The 17002-nt window shown below is 62.0% G+C and carries 18 protein-coding genes and 1 tRNA gene; 7 read left to right on the plus strand and 12 right to left on the minus strand.

The features are described from left to right. Positions 1–964, minus strand: a 964-nt coding sequence (locus EOA78_RS30350; RefSeq protein WP_127318865.1) for a polysaccharide deacetylase family protein, incomplete at its 3' end; no start/stop codon positions are given. A gap of 90 nt (positions 965–1054) precedes the next feature. On the opposite strand from EOA78_RS30350, the gene EOA78_RS30355 reads away from it, so the two are divergent. Next, the gene (locus EOA78_RS30355; RefSeq protein WP_127318867.1) at positions 1055–2284 is read left to right on the plus strand and encodes a GNAT family N-acetyltransferase; all 1230 of its coding nucleotides are present in this window, start codon (positions 1055–1057) and stop codon (positions 2282–2284) included. A gap of 48 nt (positions 2285–2332) precedes the next feature. Here the strand turns inward: EOA78_RS30355 and EOA78_RS30360 are convergent, their stop codons facing one another. Next, entirely contained in the window at positions 2333–4522 is a 2190-nt protein-coding gene (locus EOA78_RS30360; protein WP_127318869.1) for an exopolysaccharide transport family protein, read from the minus strand. Between the two features lie 360 nt (positions 4523–4882). Between EOA78_RS30360 and EOA78_RS30365 the strand changes: the two genes are divergently transcribed. The 4 genes from EOA78_RS30365 (at position 4883) to EOA78_RS30380 (ending at position 9481) form a co-directional block, all read left to right on the plus strand. Beyond that, the gene (locus tag EOA78_RS30365; protein ID WP_127209626.1) at positions 4883–5446 is read left to right on the plus strand and encodes a polysaccharide biosynthesis/export family protein; all 564 of its coding nucleotides are present in this window, start codon (positions 4883–4885) and stop codon (positions 5444–5446) included. Between the two features lie 5 nt (positions 5447–5451). Next, positions 5452–6582, plus strand: coding sequence for a glycosyltransferase family 4 protein (locus tag EOA78_RS30370; protein ID WP_127318871.1), 1131 nt, complete (start codon positions 5452–5454; stop codon positions 6580–6582). 107 nt (positions 6583–6689) lie between these two features. Next, positions 6690–8225 (plus strand): undecaprenyl-phosphate glucose phosphotransferase, encoded by a 1536-nt coding sequence (locus EOA78_RS30375; RefSeq protein ID WP_127318873.1) that lies wholly within the window; start codon positions 6690–6692, stop codon positions 8223–8225. Continuing rightward, positions 8222–9481, plus strand: a complete 1260-nt coding sequence (locus EOA78_RS30380; protein ID WP_127318875.1) for an O-antigen ligase family protein — start codon at positions 8222–8224, stop codon at positions 9479–9481. The genes EOA78_RS30375 and EOA78_RS30380 overlap by 4 nt, the downstream gene beginning before the upstream one ends. A 32-nt stretch (positions 9482–9513) precedes the next feature. Here EOA78_RS30380 and EOA78_RS30385 read toward each other — a convergent pair. Together EOA78_RS30385 and EOA78_RS30390 are read right to left on the minus strand one after the other, a co-directional pair. After that, a tRNA-Pro gene (locus tag EOA78_RS30385) sits at positions 9514–9590 on the minus strand. Between the two features lie 179 nt (positions 9591–9769). Next, the gene (locus EOA78_RS30390) at positions 9770–10054 is read right to left on the minus strand and encodes a helix-turn-helix transcriptional regulator (protein ID WP_127318877.1); all 285 of its coding nucleotides are present in this window, start codon (positions 10052–10054) and stop codon (positions 9770–9772) included. A 448-nt stretch (positions 10055–10502) separates the two neighbouring features. On the opposite strand from EOA78_RS30390, the gene EOA78_RS30395 reads away from it, so the two are divergent. Further along, the gene (locus EOA78_RS30395) at positions 10503–10778 is read left to right on the plus strand and encodes a hypothetical protein (protein ID WP_127318879.1); all 276 of its coding nucleotides are present in this window, start codon (positions 10503–10505) and stop codon (positions 10776–10778) included. Positions 10779–10834: 56 nt separating this feature from the next. Here the strand turns inward: EOA78_RS30395 and EOA78_RS30400 are convergent, their stop codons facing one another. From EOA78_RS30400 to EOA78_RS30430, 7 genes are all read right to left on the minus strand, one after another. Further along, positions 10835–11173, minus strand: a complete 339-nt coding sequence (locus EOA78_RS30400) for a hypothetical protein (RefSeq protein ID WP_127318881.1) — start codon at positions 11171–11173, stop codon at positions 10835–10837. Positions 11174–11477: 304 nt separating this feature from the next. Beyond that, the gene (locus EOA78_RS30405; RefSeq protein ID WP_065008065.1) at positions 11478–12020 is read right to left on the minus strand and encodes a MerR family transcriptional regulator; all 543 of its coding nucleotides are present in this window, start codon (positions 12018–12020) and stop codon (positions 11478–11480) included. Positions 12021–12216: 196 nt separating this feature from the next. Continuing rightward, on the minus strand, positions 12217–12540 hold the full coding sequence (locus EOA78_RS30410; protein ID WP_095485783.1) for an integration host factor subunit alpha: 324 nt from the start codon (positions 12538–12540) through the stop codon (positions 12217–12219). A 104-nt stretch (positions 12541–12644) separates the two neighbouring features. Then, positions 12645–13616, minus strand: coding sequence for a beta-ketoacyl-ACP synthase III (locus EOA78_RS30415; RefSeq protein WP_065008063.1), 972 nt, complete (start codon positions 13614–13616; stop codon positions 12645–12647). Positions 13617–13625: 9 nt separating this feature from the next. Continuing rightward, positions 13626–14696, minus strand: coding sequence for a phosphate acyltransferase PlsX (gene plsX / locus EOA78_RS30420; RefSeq protein ID WP_127318883.1), 1071 nt, complete (start codon positions 14694–14696; stop codon positions 13626–13628). Between the two features lie 130 nt (positions 14697–14826). Further along, the gene (locus EOA78_RS30425; RefSeq protein ID WP_127318885.1) at positions 14827–15390 is read right to left on the minus strand and encodes a DUF177 domain-containing protein; all 564 of its coding nucleotides are present in this window, start codon (positions 15388–15390) and stop codon (positions 14827–14829) included. Between the two features lie 7 nt (positions 15391–15397). Continuing rightward, positions 15398–15940, minus strand: a complete 543-nt coding sequence (locus tag EOA78_RS30430) for a ubiquinol-cytochrome C chaperone family protein (protein ID WP_127318887.1) — start codon at positions 15938–15940, stop codon at positions 15398–15400. A gap of 114 nt (positions 15941–16054) precedes the next feature. Between EOA78_RS30430 and EOA78_RS30435 the strand changes: the two genes are divergently transcribed. Continuing rightward, positions 16055–16600, plus strand: coding sequence for an outer membrane protein assembly factor BamE (locus tag EOA78_RS30435; RefSeq protein WP_127318889.1), 546 nt, complete (start codon positions 16055–16057; stop codon positions 16598–16600). Positions 16601–16876: 276 nt separating this feature from the next. Here the strand turns inward: EOA78_RS30435 and EOA78_RS30440 are convergent. Next, positions 16877–17002, minus strand: a 126-nt coding sequence (locus tag EOA78_RS30440) for a sodium/proton-translocating pyrophosphatase (RefSeq protein ID WP_164784003.1), incomplete at its 5' end; no start/stop codon positions are given.

Consider the following 17002-nt stretch of genomic DNA (forward strand, 5'->3'; position numbering starts at 1 on the left):
CGTTGACCGAAATGCGCGGCAGCGCTTGCAGGAAGCCGGCATGTTCGGCGCGCAGCACGCCGTGGCGTGTCGTCACCGCCGAGGCGTAGCCGGCGTCGCGGACAAAGCCGACTTCGCGGTCGCCAACGGCACTGGCATAGCCATAGGGATAGGCGAAATGGCGCGGCGCCTCGCCGAGTTCGGCCTGCAATATGCGCCTGACGTCGTCGACCTCGTGCCGCGCATCGGCTTCGGAAAGCCGCTTCAGATTGCGATGATTGACGGTGTGCGCGCCGATCGTCACCAGCGAATGCCCTGCCATGGCGCGGATCTCGTCCCAGTTCATCAACATGCTCTGGCGCACGCCGAACTCGATGCCGTTCGACCGCGCCAATTCGCGCAGCACCGCGCGCTGGTCCTCCTCGTGGACGTCCAGCGTCAAAAAGTCGTGCAGGCGCGCGAAGGCCTGGAGTTTCCTGCCCGGGGTCGAGCAGTCGATCGTCACCGGACCGTTCGGTGTTGTCAGAATCAACCTGTCCCGCGCGCTGACGATGTCCTCGACCACCTCCCACCATAGATCGGCGGCGCCGTTTATCAGCCCCGGCGCGACATAGATGGTAACCGGCGCGCCGTGCTTTTCCAGCACCGGCAGCGCCTCGGTCATGTTGTCGCGGTAGGCGTCGTCGGCGGTGATCGCCGCGAACTGGCCACCCTTGCCGCCGGCCTTGATGCGCTCGATCGCCTCGTCCAGCGTGACGAATGTATAGCCGTTCGCCTTCATGTCGGCGACCACGGCGTCGAGGAACTCAGGCGCGATGTTGAGATGCCGGTTGACGCTATCAGGCTTTTCCGGCGTGGCGGTGACCCGATGCAGCATCAGGATGGCGCCGATGCCGCCGACAAACGACTTGGCCAGCGGGGCAAGACCGGTGTAGCGGACGACGTTGAGCGCCAGTTTCCGGATTGCCTCGCCCCCGTCGATCATTCATTCACCTTTTGCGCCTAGGCTCATCCAAGCACGGAATGCCCTATGCGAGCCCCCAATCGCGGTGAATACGCCCTAAAGGATTGAGGTATGGTTGACGCCACCGCGTCATTTGACGGCAATCGGCTCGAAGCAATGGAGGCGGCGCCGCGCGCGTTGCCTGCGGATCATCCTGGCCTGTCGGTCTCGGTCGCCGACGGTGCGGCACTTGCGGCCTATGCCGAGTTCTGCCGTTCGGCGCTGTTCGCGCCGGCACAGAGCCCGGCCTGGATCCTGAACTGGGCCAAATATGCCGAAGCGGATACTGTTTTGGCGACGCTGAACGCTGAAGGCCGACCGGTTTTTTCGTTGGCGCTGGAAGTCACCAGCAGCGGCCGGTTCCGCGTCGCCCGTTTCATGGGCGGTCGCCATGCCAACGGCAATTTCGCCGCCGCCGACCCGCATTGGCTGACCAGGGCGGATGGCGCGGCAATCCGCTCGATGCTGGCGGCGGTCGCCAGGGCGCGGCCGGACATCGACCTCGTCGCACTGGAACGGCTGCTGCCCGATCTCGACGGCGTTGCCAATCCGCTTGTCTCGCTTCCGCATTTTCCAAGCCCCAACCTGTCGCTGGCCGTCGACTTGGCGGGAGGCTTTGATGCACTGCTCTCCCGCGCGAGCGGCAAGCGCAGGCGTAAGAGGCACCGCTCGCAGGCGCGCAAGTTAGAAGCCGTCGGCAGCCACCGCCGCATCGAGGCCCAGACAGCGGACGAGGCGAACAGACTGCTTGATGCGTTTTTCGAGATGAAGGAGTTCCGCTTCCGCAAGATGGGCATCGCCAACGTCTTCGGTGAGCCGGAGGTTCGTGCTTTCTTCAGCGCGTTGTTCGTCGAAGCGCTTTCCGACGACAAGCCGTCCTTCGTGTTGCATGGGCTCGAAGTCGCCGGCAAGCTTCGCGCCGTCACCGGATCGAGCCGCTCGGGAAAACGCCTGATCTGCGAGTTCGGAGCGATCGCCGACGACGACCTCGCCCATGCCAGCCCCGGCGACTTTCTGTTCTTCGACAACATCGAGGAAGCCTGCGAGACGGGATTCGATGTCTATGATTTCTCGGTCGGCGACGAACCCTACAAGCGACTGTGGTGCGATATCGAGACCCAGCATTTCGAGGTCCTGATTCCGCTGACGATGAAGGGCCGCGCGCTGGTGTTTGTCCTGCGGCAAGGCGCGCGCCTGAAAACCTTCGTCAAGAACAGCCCGACGATCTGGAAGCTGACCAAGATGCTGCGCCGCAAGACGGCCGGACAGGCAGCACGTGCCGCGGGCGAAGACGACAGCTGACCGCTGCCGAGATTTCCGGAGCGTTCGAGCAGAATTATCGAACCCGTCTCAGGCGGCGGAGCGTCGTCCGGGTACCGGCGTCCCTGGCGTTTCATAGCCGACCGGCGTCACCAGCGTCAGGTCGGGATAGCCGCTCTCGATCAGCTCGACTGCGGCCTGCGCCACCTCGTCGTTCGGCTCCAGCAGCGACAGGAAGACCTCGGTGCCCTCGCCGACAAGGCGGTTAATGCCTTGCGCGTCGGCGGGTCCGCATTCGACCACGACCAGATCGTAGGCGGTGGTCAACGACTGCATGATGATCGGCAGCCGGTCGGCGGCGCGCATGGCGCGGACCGGATCGGCAGTGCCGACAGGAATGACGTGGCAGTCCGAATAGAGATCGGGGTGGATCACGTCGCTGAACTGCGCTTCGGAGGCGAGCAGATTGGTAATGCCCGGGAACAGCCCGCTGTCCAGCATCGGCCGTGAGGCGGCGCCCGAGGCGGTGAGATCGAGCAGGAGCACACGCAGGCCGGCGTCGGAGACCTCACGCGCCACCAGCACCGACGAGGCGGCCGCTTCGTCGCCTTCCGGCGACACGAATATGGCGCGCGCCGCCCCGGTTGTGATCAGTTCTTCCACCGCCTTGTCGATTTCGACCTCGCCAAGGGTGGGGCGCGCCGACTTGACGTCCTCGCCAGTTGCTGGGGCAGTTGCTGGCGCCGCGCTAGCCGCCTGCGGCTCTGCCTGGGCTTCCGCCGTCCGATCCTCGAGGTCTTCGATATCGGCCGGTTCGTGATTGGACGGTTCGTGGGCAACCGGCATAGTGACCTGTTCGATCCGATCGAAGCGGGCGCCGGCGGCCGGCCGCATGGCGCGACCCGAAAACAGCTCTTGCAGAAGTGTCACGATCGCCATGAGCAGCAACGAGCCGACGAAGGCCGCAGCGGTGATCGGCAGGATCTTCGGGAAATAGGGCTCGGACGGCGCAACCGCGCGGGAAAAGACACGGGCGTCCACCGGCAGATAGTTGCTGTCCTTGCGCGAAGACGCCTCGCGGTAACGGGTCAGGTAGGATTCGAGCAACTGCCGCTGGGCGGTCGCTTCGCGCTGCAGCGCATCCAGTTCGACCTGCTGGTCGCCGGCGCGCGCCGATGCAGCCTTCAGCGTGTTGACGTCGGCGACAAGCTGGTTTTCGCGGGCCTGGGCGGTCTGCGCCTGCGTCATCAGCCCTTTCATGATCTTTTCCGCCTCGTTGCGGATCTGGCGGTCGAGATCGGCAAGCTGCGATCTCAGCGCCCGGATGCGCGGATGATTGTCGAGCAAGGAGGTGGAAAGGTCGGCGATGTTGGTCTTGAGCTCGACCTGCCGCTCGCGCAGCCGCTGGATGAGTTCGGAAGACAGCACCTCTGGTACCGCATCCAGCGAGCCGCCATTCTGCAGCGCCCTGCGCACGCTGTCGGCCGTCGCTTCTGCCGATGCGCGATTGGCCCGCACCCGCGACAGTTCGCTGGACAGTTCGGAAAGCTGTTGGGTGGCGAGCACCGAATTGTTGCCGCCCATCAAAAGATCGGACTGGGCGCGGTAGCTTGCTACCTTGGCCTCGGCGTCCTTAACCCGCTTCGACAGGTCGGCGATCTCAGGCGCCAGCCAGTCGGTTGCGGCGGAATTCGATTCGATGTTGGCATTGCCCTGGACGGAGATGTAGGCGTCGGCGATGGCGTTCGGAATTTCGGCGGCGAGCCTGGGATTTTCCGAGGAGAATTCGATTACGATTACCCGCGATTTTTCAACGCGATAGACGTTGAGTTTCTCGCGCATCTTCGTCAGCACGCGTTCTTCAGGCGGAATCTCGTTGGGGTCGCTTTTCAGGCCGGCGATGACGAGCAGACGGCTCAACATCGGCATGTCCGCCGTCTCGTCGAATTCGGGAAGCCGCGACAGATTGAGCTTCTGCGCCACCTGCTTGAGGATGTCGGTCGAGGCAACAACCTCGACCTGGCTGGTCACGCCTTCCTCGTCGAGAATCGGCTTGTCGTTGTCATTGGTGCCGTCGGGGCGCGTGTAAACCGATTCGCGCGTCTCGATCAAAAGCCGTGTTTCGGCCCTGTAATGCGGCGTGGCGAGCCAGGTGAGCGCGAACGCCAGGCCGGTTATGACCAGCGCCACGACAAGAATGCGCAGCCAATTCCTCGCAAGGCTTGCGAAGAGCTGCCTGAGATCGACGTCGACATCTGCGGCCACGGATTGAACGGACATGCATCCTGCTCCGGTACTTAAAGCACGTCGCGTTTGAACAGATCCATGCGACGCGCTTTAAGCTCTTGTTTTCATGCATGTCGTTGTCCCAAAACCGCTGCGCACTTTTGGGCGACATGCATTGGTCAGGATGCACCGTAAACAACTATGGTAACTCAGCCGTTAATATCACGGTAAGTATCTGTTAGGTTTTACTCGCAAGCGGCAACAAAAGCATCAAAACCGGCCGTGTTTTGTCGGTTGCCGCCGCATCGGCCGCCCGCCTTTACCGGCCATTAACCCTAACGGGATGATAACGGACCTCGATCCCCAGAGTTCGCCGCGGTGTAACAGCGGCCAGTCGAAGGTACGTGTCCGGCCATGAAAAGCACTGCTTCCCTCTTCCGCGCGCTGCTCGCCGTGTCGTTGCTTGCCGGCTGCTCCAGCTACCGGCCGGCGCCAGCCGCCTTCCATAAAATGCTCGACCAGCCTTATCGCCTCGGTGCCGGCGACCGGGTCCGCGTCACCGTGTTCGAGCAGGAAGGATTGACCAACGTCTACAGCGTCGACCAATCCGGTTACCTGTCCATCCCGCTCGTCGGCGCCGTACCGGCGCGCGGCCACACCGCACAGCAACTCGAAGGCGAGATCGCCGACAAATTGCGCCAGGGCTACCTGCGCGATCCGGACGTTTCGGTCGAGATAGACCGCTACCGGCCGATCTTCATCATGGGCGAAGTCGGTGCCGCGGGCCAGTACTCCTATGTTCCCGGCCTGACCGTGCAAAAGGCGATCGCCATCGCCGGCGGTTTCAGCCCGCGCGCCAACCAGGAAAGCGTCGACATCACCCGCGACATCAATGGCAAGGTCATAACCGGTCGCGTGGCCACCTCCGACCCACTCCTGCCTGGCGACACGGTCTACGTTCGCGAACGCCTGTTCTAGACCACGTGGCGGACACACTCAGGATCGTCCACTGCTTTCGCTCACCTGTCGGAGGGATTTTTCGTCACGTGCGCGACCTGACCGAGGCGCAGGTCGCCGCCGGGCATGCCGTCGGCATCGTCTGCGATTCGACGACGGGTGGCGATTTTGAGGAAAATTTGTTCGAACAAATGAAGGGCAAAATGGCGCTCGGCATCCATCGGACGCCAATGCAGCGGCATGTCGGACCGGGCGATCTCGCTTCGGCCTGGCGCACCTTCGGGCTTATCAAGGAATTGCGGCCGGACGTGCTCCACGGGCACGGCGCCAAGGGTGGCGCCTATGCCCGCCTGTTCGGCTCATTGTTGCGGGTATCAAGGTCTCGCGTAGCCCGCCTTTATTCGCCTCACGGCGGCTCTCTTCACTATGACGAGACCACCGCCACGGGGAAGCTGTTTTTCGCGCTCGAACGGTTCATGGCGCGCTTCACCGACTATCTTCTGTTTGTCTCCGATTACGAAAGGCAGACATATCACAGGAAGGTCGGCGAACCGCCCATCCCGAACAACCTTGTCTACAACGGCTTGAGCGCCGCCGAGTTCGAGCCGGTGCGAACCGAGCAGAATGCGGCCGATGTCCTCTATATCGGCATGATGCGCGACCTCAAGGGACCGGACATCTTCATCGATGCGCTCGTCCTTGCCGGAACGCGGCTCGGCCGCCCGGTGAAAGCTGTGATGGTCGGAGACGGCGACGACCTGCCGCGCTACCATGCGCAAGTGAAGCGGCTCGGTCTCGAAGGCCATACGCGCTTCCTGCCGCCGATGCCGGCGCGCAAAGCCTTCGCGCTGGCCGAACTGGTTATCGTTCCCTCGCGTGCGGAAGCCATGCCTTACATCGTTCTGGAAACGCTCGCCGCCGGCAAATCGATGATCGCCACCGCCGTCGGCGGCATCCCGGAAATCTTTGGCGCCGGCTCCCCTGCCCTGATCCGGCCTGACCCGCGCGAACTCAGCAACAAGATGAGCGCGGCGCTGGCCGACCTCAATGCCTACGGCAGCCTGATGCCCGACACCGCCGACCTCAAGACGCGATTCGGCGCCGACGTGATGGCCGCCGCGATCGAGACGGCCTATTTCGCCGCGCTCAAGCGGTAACCCCAAAAGGGCGCTAACCCCAAAGCTTCTCCAAAGCCACCTGTTGTTTCAAGGGTTTCTTAGCTCTCTTTTGCTATTCACCTGAGGGAAGCTTTGCGGATGCACCCATGAACGAGATCGATCCCGCACGCCGCTTTTCGATAGACGCGGTGCGCAAATTCAACGGCCCGACCAACAGCGATAGCCTTGGCGGGATGAACGACGTCGCCCGTCAGGTCGCGTCGCAATACCGGCGCGATACCATGTCGCCGATCATGGTCAGCGGCGTCTTGCGCATGGTCGAATTCGCGCTGCTGTTCCTGTCGGGCCTCTGCGTCTATTTCTACTATGTCGGCTTCTTCAGCCATCTCGCCTGGCAATATCCGCTGACGATCGCCGCCGCCTCGTTCCTCGCAGTGGTGCTGCTCGACGTCACCGACTGCTACCAGGTCGTCTCGTTGATGCGGCCGCTCGCCAATTTCGGCCGTCTCCTGCTGGTCTGGGCCGGCACCTTCGCCTTGATGGCGCTGACGGCATTCGCCATGAAGATGTCGGAAGACTATTCGCGCCTGTTTTTCGGCACCTGGTTCGTCGTCGGCTTCATGCTGATCTTCGGCCTGAGGCTGCTGATGTCGAAGCTGATCCGGCGCTGGGCGCGCGACGGGCGCATGGAGCGCCGCGCCGTCATCGTCGGCGGCGGCACGGCGGCGGAAGTCCTGATCCGCTCCGTCGAAAAGCAGCCCTACAACGACATTCGTATCTGCGGCATCTTCGACGACCGCGGGGACAAGCGCTCGCCACCCATCGTCGCCGGCTATCCGAAGCTCGGCACCGTTTCAGAGCTCATCGAGTTCGCCCGCATCGCCCGCATCGACATGCTGATCGTGTCGCTGCCGCTGACCGCCGAATCGCGCGTCCTGCAGCTTTTGAAGAAGCTGTGGGTGCTGCCGGTCGATATCCGGCTCTCGGCGCATTCGAACGCGCTGCAATTTCGGCCACGCGCCTATTCCTACATCGGCTCGGTGCCGATGCTCGATATCTTCGACAAGCCGATCAACGACTGGGATTCGGTCGCCAAGCGCGCCTTCGACATCGTCTTCTCGATCGTCGGCATCCTCGTGTTCTTGCCAGTCATGCTGGTGACCGCGATCGCCATCAAGCTCGACAGCAAGGGACCGGTGCTGTTCCACCAGAAGCGGCATGGCTTCAACAACGAGATCATCGAGGTCTACAAGTTCCGTTCGATGTACACGGACAAGGCGGATCCGACGGCCAAGCAGACGGTGACCAAGAACGACCCGCGCGTCACCCGCGTCGGCCGCTTCATCCGCAAGACCTCGATCGACGAGTTGCCGCAGTTCTTCAATTCGCTTTTCGGTTCGCTGTCGCTGGTTGGGCCGCGCCCGCATGCCATTGCCGCGCAGTCGCACAACCTTCTCTACAATGAGGTGGTCGACGGCTATTTCGCACGCCACAAGGTCAAGCCCGGCGTCACCGGTTGGGCCCAGATCAATGGCTGGCGCGGCGAGATGGACACCAACGAGAAGATCCGCATGCGGACGGAATACGACCTCTATTATATCGAGAACTGGTCGCTGCTGTTCGATCTGAGAATCCTGTTCCTGACACCGATCCGGCTGCTCAATACGGAAAATGCCTATTGAGCGCCGTCGCGCATGAGCTGCCGCCGGCTGCAGTCAACGCCAAGCTGATCGTGCTGATTGCGTCGAGCGCGGTTTTCCTCGGCGTCTTCCTGTCCGGCTTCGTCATCGCCGAGCCGGCGCCATACGACCTCTACATGGTCGGGCTGATTATAGTGTGGTGCTTGTTCGGCCTGCGCATATCGCGCGCGGCGGCGCCGCTGCTGGTGCTGCTGGTGGTCATGAACATCGGCGGCATGATCTCGATGACCCAGATGTCGGATATTGCCGGCACCCCGCTCTATCTCTCCGTGTCGCTGTTCCTCGCCTTCACCGCGGTGTTCTTTGCCTCGGTGACATCGGTCCAGCCAAACCTCTACCGGGTTATCTTCCTGGCCTATGTGATGTCGGCGGTGCTGACCTCGCTGCTCGGCATAGCAGGCTATTTCCATGCCTTTCCCGGGGCGGAGATCTTCACCAAATACGACCGCGCGACCGGCGCCTTTCAGGATCCGAACGTGTTCGGGCCGTTCCTGGTGCTGCCCGGCATTTACCTGCTCTATCTCTTGCTGACAGGCCCTATCGCACGCATGCCCTTGCTAGCGGTGCCGCTGCTGATCATCACGGCCGGCATTTTCTTCTCCTTCTCGCGCGGCGCCTGGGGCATGTTCGGCGTTTCGGCGATCCTGCTTACCGGCGCCCTGTTCCTGCAGAGCGCCAGCGGCAAGTTCCGGCTGCGTGTCGTCGTCATGACCATCGCCGCCGTCTCGCTGCTGGTCATTGCGATGCTCGTCATCCTGCAGTTGCCGGGCGTCTCGGAGATGTTTTCCAGCCGTGCCCAGCTGGAACAGAGCTACGATACCGCCCGCCTCGGCCGTTTCGCGCGTTACACGATCGGTTTCCAGATGGCGCTGGAGCATCCGCTCGGCATCGGCCCGCTCGTCTTCGGCACGATTTTCGGCGAGGACACGCACGACATCTGGCTGAAGATGCTGATGGACTATGGCTGGCTCGGCTTCGTGTCGTTCCTGACGCTGACTTGCTGGACGATAGCAGCCGGCTTCCGCATTCTCCTGCGCGACAGGCCGTGGCAGCCCTACCTTCTGTGCGCCTATGTCGCCTTCATCGGCAATATCGGGCTGGGCACCTTCATCGACATCGATCACTGGCGCCACGTCTATCTGCTGCTCGGCCTGATCTGGGGCGCCATTGCATTGGAATACCGCCATCATCGGCAGTTGCGGCCGGCGGAGCTGACCGCGCCGGCGGCTAAGGCATGATGGATTTCTGGGGGCAAGTCGAAGTTTTGAAATGGTCGGAGTGGCCGGATTCGAACCGACGACCCCTTGACCCCCAGTCAAGTGCGCTACCGGGCTGCGCTACACTCCGGACCGGTCGCGATGTATCGTGATAACCCGGGTCGGGTCAACCGAATTCGGCGGCCGTCACGCCGACGCCCAGTACGGTGGATTTGAAGTTCCTGCTCTGTTGGACGTCGTCAACATTCAGAAACTTCAAATCCAGAATGACACTCGTTTCTCTGGCTTGATCCTCTGGCGTCGCTGCTATCAGACGGGTCGTCGATTTTCCACGGATTGCGTCAGCACGGCTGTATTGATCAGCGCGTTTTCCGGAAGCCGAAGTGCGGAGGCTATTCGCCGAAGCTTCGACGGATCGGCATTCTTGCCGTTCTCGATGTCCGCGATTTCATCGATCGCCAGGCCGCACGTCAGAGACAGCTCTTCCATGCTGTATCCCCTGGTTTCTCGGATGGCCTTGAGGGCGCTGTGGTCGGTCGCAGCTTCGGTCGCCGACAGTTCGGAAAAAGCTTCGCTTCTTGCTATTTGGGGCATTTGGCAACTCCGTGGATTTAAAGAGTTTGATCAAATCAAGATGTTGCCTGAGACGGCGCAGAGAATGCCCTCTCGGTAGTGATTTGCCAAGCGCCAAAGGTGCCGTCACGGCATCGTGATACCGATCGGCGCAGCCCCGGCACAGGCCTCGGCGGCACCGGCACGGGAGCGCCATCCCGCTCGAGTTCTTTGACGGCCGATCGCCGAAATTGTTGAACCTCCCTTGTTTAGCCGGCTGTCGCTGGCTCGGCAGCCGTTTTGAAAGGATCGAATCGGCGGCGGAAGCCTGATGCAACGCAGGACGCATCAGGGCTGCGATTTTTTTGAACCGACGCGTGAACCTTTCCTCTCCGGGCCGCACCAAGACGGTATGGGACGCCATAAGGCGATCCCCAACCGGGAAGGACGCCTTGACGGCGATCCTCGATGCAGAGAAGGAAATGCTCTAATGACCAATATTTCGAACTTCAAGCGCCTGTCGCTCGCCGCTGCCATCGTCGTCTCGGCCTTCGGCTCGATTTCTGTTCCGAGCTCGGCCTTCGCCGACGGCACCCATCCGAGCGGTGGCGGCGCCGTCTGCAAGGGTTTCGGCAACTGTCTGGTGCTGCAGATCGACTGCAAAGGCACCTACACCGACGCCACAGACAAGAACGGCACCGTCTACGGCAAGTGCAGCCAGCTCATGAAGGTCGATCCGAAGAGCAAGATCAAGCTCGCGCGCTGATCGCCTGTCGTCGACAAAACTGGCGGTCGTCCACGGACGGCCGCCATTTTCTTGTCTCAACGTGCCGATCTCGATCTCGTTCGCGACGTTTTCTGCTGGCGGCTGAGGAACAGGCTTGCGACGAGCCCGACCACAACCAGCCCGACGGCGGCCGCTGTCGCCGGGTGATCGCGGGCTGTCTTTTCTATCACCCTGCTATGCCTCCTGATCGCAGGCAGAGCCTCATTGAGGCGCTCGGCAAGATCCGAATAGTAGTCCGAGGCGGTGTCACGCCCGTCCTCGTAATAGGCGCTGCCGCGCCTGGACACGGCTTTTCTCAGCGCCGCCAGTTCCCTGGAGAGGGCTGCGACCTGCTTTTCAAGGTCAATGTCGGAGAGGGTCGAAAATGATACCATGATATGCTTCCTTCCTTTGCGAAAAGGAACGCATGATTTCGGAAGCAGTTCCGGTTTCTGACGGCGATCGGTCGGCCCTTAAAGCGCATCGCGTCTGAAGGGGTTCATGAGACCCGCTTTAAGTTCTTTTATCCATGTCGTTATCCCAAACCGCTGCGCGCCCTCTTGTCAGGCCTGAGGGCATGCCTTTGGGCGACATCGACTACAGCGCCGCGCGTCCTATTGGACGCGCAAAGGACGCTGTAGCACTTTAATTTTGCGTATGATCCTTTCCGAAAATCGACTGCGATTTTTGGGTCATGCGCTATCGCACCTGATCGAGCAGGCGCTTGCATTCCAGCAGGTCGAACAGCGCTTCCTGCAGCAAGGCGCGATTGTCGCGCGAGAGTTTCGACGTGCCTGGCTGCACCGGGCCTTCGTCGTCGGTCTTGCCCAGGCCGAAAAAGCGCCGGCTGGGTTTCACCTTGGGCTCGCCGACCAGCATCTCGTCATCGGCGCCGCGCGGCTGGGCTGCCGGCGTCAGCGGCACCGCATCGGCCTGCCGGCGTTGGGAGATCGCCTCGACGGCCGCCATGTCGCCACTGCCGATGGCGACCAGGAAATGGTTGCCGTTCTCGCGCAGCAGCTTCTGCACGCCCTTGATCGTATAGCCCTGGTCGTAGAGCATGTGGCGGATGCCCTTGATCAGTTCGACATCCTGCGGCCGGTAGTAGCGGCGGCCGCCGCCGCGCTTCATCGGTTTGATCTGGTTGAAACGCGTTTCCCAGAAACGCAGCACATGCTGCGGCAGGTCGAGATCTTCTGCGACCTCACTGATGGTGCGGAAAGCATCGGGGCTCTTGTCCATGGGCGAAATCCTCACGCTGGAGCATGATCCCGAAAAGTGGGAATCGGTTTTCGGCCAGGATCACGCTCAACAAAGAGTCATTCCGATCCGGCTTATTCTGCCGAATCGGGCCTTATTTCAGCGGTTTATAAAACAATATTCAAGCCCGGCGTCAAAGGGGGCAACCGTTTTCAACCGGGCTTTTGAAGCGCAGGCGCTATTTGCTGCCCTTGGCCTTGCTGTTCTGGTGGGCGCGCAGGATGCGGTTCTTCAGCACATTCGACGATTTGAAGGTCATCACGCGGCGCGGCAGGATCGGCACTTCCTCGCCGGTTTTCGGATTGCGCCCGATGCGCTCGTTCTTGGAGCGGACATGGAACGTCGCGAATGACGACAATTTCACCGTCTCACCGCGAACGATAGCTTCGCAAATCTCGTCCAGAACCGCTTCGACGAGCTCGGCCGATTCAGTGCGCGACAAGCCAACCTTGCGATAAACGGCTTCAGCAAGATCGGCGCGCGTAAGTGTCTTTCCCCCCATGCGAACCGTCCCCATCAGCTCAAAAACATAACTCTATACAAGCAAAGATAGAGCCTAAGTAATTGATCCGGCAAGGTCAAGGACCGAACCTGTCAGTTCGGCACTTACCAGCGAACCAAAACCGCGCCCCAGGTGAAGCCCCCGCCCATCGCCTCGATCAGCACCAGATCACCCTTCTTGATACGGCCGTCGGCGACCGCCACCGACAGAGCCAGCGGCACGGAAGCCGCCGAGGTGTTGCCGTGCAAATCGACCGTAACCACCACCTTTTGCTCTGCTATCCCGAGCTTTTTGGCTGAAGCGTCGATAATCCGTTTATTCGCCTGATGCGGCACGAACCAGTCGAGATCCTCAGCGGTGATGCCGGCAGCTGAGAACGTCGCCTCGATGACGTCGGTGATCATGCCGACCGCGTGCTTGAACACTTCGCGGCCTTCCATCCTGAGATGCCCCACCGTTCCGGTGGTCGACGGTCCACCATCGACGAACAGCTTGTCCTTGTGGGCCCCGTCGGAGCGCAGGCTGGCCGCCAGCACGCCGTGGTCGGCAATGCTGCCCGCCCCCTCTCCTGCTTCCAGCACCATCGCCCCGGCGCCGTCGCCAAACAGGACGCAGGTCGAGCGGTCGCTCCAGTCGAGGATGCGCGAGAAGGTTTCCGAGCCGATCACCAGCACGCGTTTGGCCAGACCGCCGCGGATATAGAGGTCGGCTGTCGTAACCGCATAGACGAAGCCCGAGCACACCGCCTGCAGGTCGAAGGCGAAGCCGTGATGCATGCCGAGCCGGTTCTGGATGTCGACGGCGGTCGCCGGAAAGGTGTTGTTGGGCGTCGACGTCGCCAGCACGATCAGGTCGATATCGGCAGGCGTCAGGCCGGCATTGTCGAGGGCTGCGCGCGCCGCCGCCTCGCCGAGCGAAGCCGTGGTCTCGTCGTCGGCCGCGATATGGCGTTGGCGGATGCCGGTGCGCTGGGCGATCCATTCGTCGGAGGTCTCGACCATGCCTTCGAAATCGGCATTCTTCATGATTCGGCGGGGCAGCGCGGCGCCTGTGCCGCGCACGACTGATCTGATCAAGGCTCTTTCCTATTCCTCTGCGTCGGCAACGACGTCGGATTTCCGAATTGTCTGGGCATGCGGATTGCGCGCATGGAACAGGTCGAGATCGGCTTCGATGCGATCGAGCAGATTGTTGCGAACCATGTCGTAGCCAAGCTCGATCGCCGCCGCGAAGCCGTCCGAATCAGCCCCGCCATGGCTTTTCACCACGATGCCGTTCAGACCCAGGAAAACCCCGCCATTGGAGCGGCCGACATCCATCTTTTCGCGCAGGCGATCGAAGGCGCCCTTGGCGAATATATAGCCGATCCTGGCCATCAGCGTCCGGTCCATCGCGGCGCGCAGGTAACCGGCGATTTGTCTTACCGTGCCTTCCGCCGTCTTCAGCGCGATGTTGCCGGCAAATCCTTCAGTGACGACCACGTCGACCGTGCCTTTGCCGATGTCGTCGCCCTCGACGAAACCATGGTAGTTCATCGAGGCCATGTTGGCCTCGCGCAACATGCGGCCCGCTTCCTTGACCTCTTCCTGGCCCTTGATCTCCTCGACGCCAACGTTGAGCAGACCGATGCTCGGCCGTTCGATGCCGAACACCGAGCGCGCCATGCCGGTGCCCAAAATGGCGAAATCAACCAATTGATGCGCATCCGCGCCGATGGTGGCGCCGACGTCCAGCACCACGCTTTCGCCGCGCAATGTCGGCCAGAGCGCCGCGATCGCCGGACGGTCGATGGTCGCCATCGTGCGAAGGCAGAATCTCGACATCGCCATCAGCGCGCCGGTGTTGCCGGCCGAGATGCAGGCGTCGGCAGTGCCTGCCTTGACCGCCTCGACCGCTTTCCACATCGACGACTTCCAGCGGCCATGGCGCAGCGCCTGGCTCGGCTTGTCGTCCATCCTGACTGCTATGTCGCAGTGGATGAACTCGCTCACTTCCGCCAGCTTCGGGAGTTTTGCGAGTTCGGGGCGCACTGCCTCCTCGCGACCATAGATGACGAAGCGGATGTCGGGACGCCGGGTCGCGACCGTCATGAGCGCCGGGATGACCACGCTTGGTCCGTGATCGCCGCCCATGGCATCGATGGAAATCCTGATCACGCGGTGTTCATCTCACAGTTTGCTTGAGCGAGCGCCTGGCGCTGGCAACGGTCTGGGGCTCGCGAAGTTTCGGCGAAAATAGCGTTTTTGGGCTGCCGCACAACCGGCTTTCTCCGATTGGGTCGGGTTTTCAGGATTTTCCCAGCAGGGAACGCAGCTTTTGCTGGAATTCGCTTTCCGCAGTCCCGGCATCGTCGGCAGCCTCCATCGAAACGCCTTGCTTGCGCGGATAGGGATCGATCGCCAACCCAAAGAACTGTTCGGCGAGTGCCCCGACGTCAATCGAATTGCCGGAAAACGTTTCAGGACTGTCCGGCCCTTCGGCATCGAGCATTATCTCGCCGCCGCCCTCGAAACCCTGCCGCCCGAGCTTGGACTGCTCCGGCAGAAACAGTGCGTCGACCGCTTCGTCGATATGCGCCTCGACCGGGTCGAGGGTGACGACGCAGGCTTGGGTGATATCGGCCTCGACGCGGCCGCTGACCTTGACGCCGTTGCGCTTCCATGGCGCCACCAGTAGTTCGGCGCGGTAGTTCTCGACCGAGAGCAACTCGTGCTCGCCCGCTAGCGCGGCGCGCTGCGCGGCGTCGGCCTCGATCACCACCGGCAGTCCCTTTTGCGGCAGCCGGGCGACATTGGCCACGAAGGACACGGGGCTCTGGTGATCGGGGCTCTGGGAATCGGCGTGTTTCATCTTTTCCTTAGATAGTCTTGGCCGCGGGGAATGCCACCGTGCCGGAAACAATCGATTCGGTCGCCTGTTCGGCGAGTCGCTTGGAGACATCGGCGACGTAGCCGGCCAGATGCGTTGCTTGCGGCCAGGTGCCGGCATCGGGCCGGACATTGCGGGCAAGGGCAGCGACGAGTGCATCATGGTCGTTTCGTTCCAGCGCATCGTCATAGGCGGCGGTGCGACCATAGAACATCTTCGCCAGTTTCTTCATGCGCTTCGGCACGCCGACGTCGCCGATGCCCAGTTCCCGCAGCGAATGCTCGACATCCATGAAGAATTCGTCGATCAGCACCTGCGCGACCTCCCCGGCAACACCGCCCTCGCCGCGCAGCCGGTGCTGGAACAGGAACATGTGTAGCGACAGCATCTCGAAGCGGCCGAGCGGCGTGTCCGGTACATTCCAGTCGGAATAAAACACGGTTTGCCGCGCCGCTGCCACGATTTGTGCGTAAAGCGCCTCGGTGATAGCGCGGTTGGCGTGACGTTCGCGACCAAAAAGGCGCTGGAACATTGAGGGTGGTCTCCCGGGGACCGTTTGTTGAATTGGCCTTGTTGCATCGGCGAGCAAGCTGGTTTACCGGTTTTGCGGCCCAGCGCAAGTTGCGGCCAGCTAATGGAGTTGTAGTTGCGCGCGCTGAAATTCAAGTCGACTTTTCTGCCCAGGTCCGCTTTGCCCAGATCCGCCGGCGCGGTCTCGTTGCTGGTGGTTGCATCGGCGCTTTCCGCCTGCAACTCGTCGAAGATGATCGGTGATCTCAATCCGAGCGAGACGCTGACGCAGGGCTATGTCATCGACCAGCAGGCGATTGACCTGGTGCCGGTCGGCTCGAGCCGCGAACAGGTGCTTCTGGCGCTCGGCACGCCATCGACGAAGGCGACTTTCGACAACGAAGCCTTCTACTACATCTCACAGACGCGCAAGCGTTACGTCGCCTTCGACAAGCCGAGGCTGGTCGACCAGAAGGTGCTGGCGGTCTATTTCGGCGAGGACGGGCGCGTTACCCAGATCGCCAATTACGGCTTGAAGGACGGCAAGGTGTTCGACTTCATCTCGCGGACCACGCCGACCGGCGGCAAGGACCAGAACTTCCTCAGCCAGATCATCAACGGCGCCAGCAAGCTGGCGCCCGGCCTCCCCGGTGGCGGCGGCAGCTCGCTCAGCGGCACCTGATCCATCCGACAGAATCGGCTTCTCATCCCTTCCTTTTGCTTCCCTGAAAGCAGCAACATCTCAGGTGACCGAAAACCCGCGGGAGCGATCCTGCGGGTTTTTGTTTTGAGACAGCAAGCCACCGTCGCAGGCTGCGGGCCCAGACGACTTGAACGCGATCTCGGCCCGTCACGGACGTCACTGTCCTGACGCTGCACTTCCAAAAAAACGAAAAACCCGCGGGGATCGTCCCGCGGGCTCGGTTCTGGATTTCGGCCCTGGGAAGGCCGAGCGGACTCAGCCGTGCGCGAGCACGGCCAGCAGCAGCAGGGCGACGATGTTGGTGATCTTGATCGCCGGGTTGACTGCCGGGCCGGCGGTGTCCTTGTAGGGATCGCCGACAGTGTCGCCGGTCACCGAGGC

It is taken from the genome of Mesorhizobium sp. M5C.F.Cr.IN.023.01.1.1 (assembly GCF_003997585.1).
Taxonomy (GTDB): Bacteria; Pseudomonadota; Alphaproteobacteria; order Rhizobiales; family Rhizobiaceae; genus Mesorhizobium; species Mesorhizobium wenxiniae.

What these genes read in the sequence shown, in the direction of transcription:
- EOA78_RS30355 (WP_127318867.1), top strand. Translation starts at nt 1,055, where the DNA reads ATGGTTGACGCCACCGCGTCATTTGACGGCAATCGGCTCGAAGCAATG.
- EOA78_RS30360 (WP_127318869.1), bottom strand. Translation starts at nt 4,522, where the DNA reads ATGTCCGTTCAATCCGTGGCCGCAGATGTCGACGTCGATCTCAGGCAG.
- EOA78_RS30365 (WP_127209626.1), top strand. Translation starts at nt 4,883, where the DNA reads ATGAAAAGCACTGCTTCCCTCTTCCGCGCGCTGCTCGCCGTGTCGTTG.
- EOA78_RS30375 (WP_127318873.1), top strand. Translation starts at nt 6,690, where the DNA reads ATGAACGAGATCGATCCCGCACGCCGCTTTTCGATAGACGCGGTGCGC.
- EOA78_RS30390 (WP_127318877.1), bottom strand. Translation starts at nt 10,054, where the DNA reads ATGCCCCAAATAGCAAGAAGCGAAGCTTTTTCCGAACTGTCGGCGACC.
- EOA78_RS30395 (WP_127318879.1), top strand. Translation starts at nt 10,503, where the DNA reads ATGACCAATATTTCGAACTTCAAGCGCCTGTCGCTCGCCGCTGCCATC.
- EOA78_RS30400 (WP_127318881.1), bottom strand. Translation starts at nt 11,173, where the DNA reads ATGGTATCATTTTCGACCCTCTCCGACATTGACCTTGAAAAGCAGGTC.
- EOA78_RS30405 (WP_065008065.1), bottom strand. Translation starts at nt 12,020, where the DNA reads ATGGACAAGAGCCCCGATGCTTTCCGCACCATCAGTGAGGTCGCAGAA.
- EOA78_RS30410 (WP_095485783.1), bottom strand. Translation starts at nt 12,540, where the DNA reads ATGGGGGGAAAGACACTTACGCGCGCCGATCTTGCTGAAGCCGTTTAT.
- EOA78_RS30425 (WP_127318885.1), bottom strand. Translation starts at nt 15,390, where the DNA reads ATGAAACACGCCGATTCCCAGAGCCCCGATCACCAGAGCCCCGTGTCC.
- EOA78_RS30430 (WP_127318887.1), bottom strand. Translation starts at nt 15,940, where the DNA reads ATGTTCCAGCGCCTTTTTGGTCGCGAACGTCACGCCAACCGCGCTATC.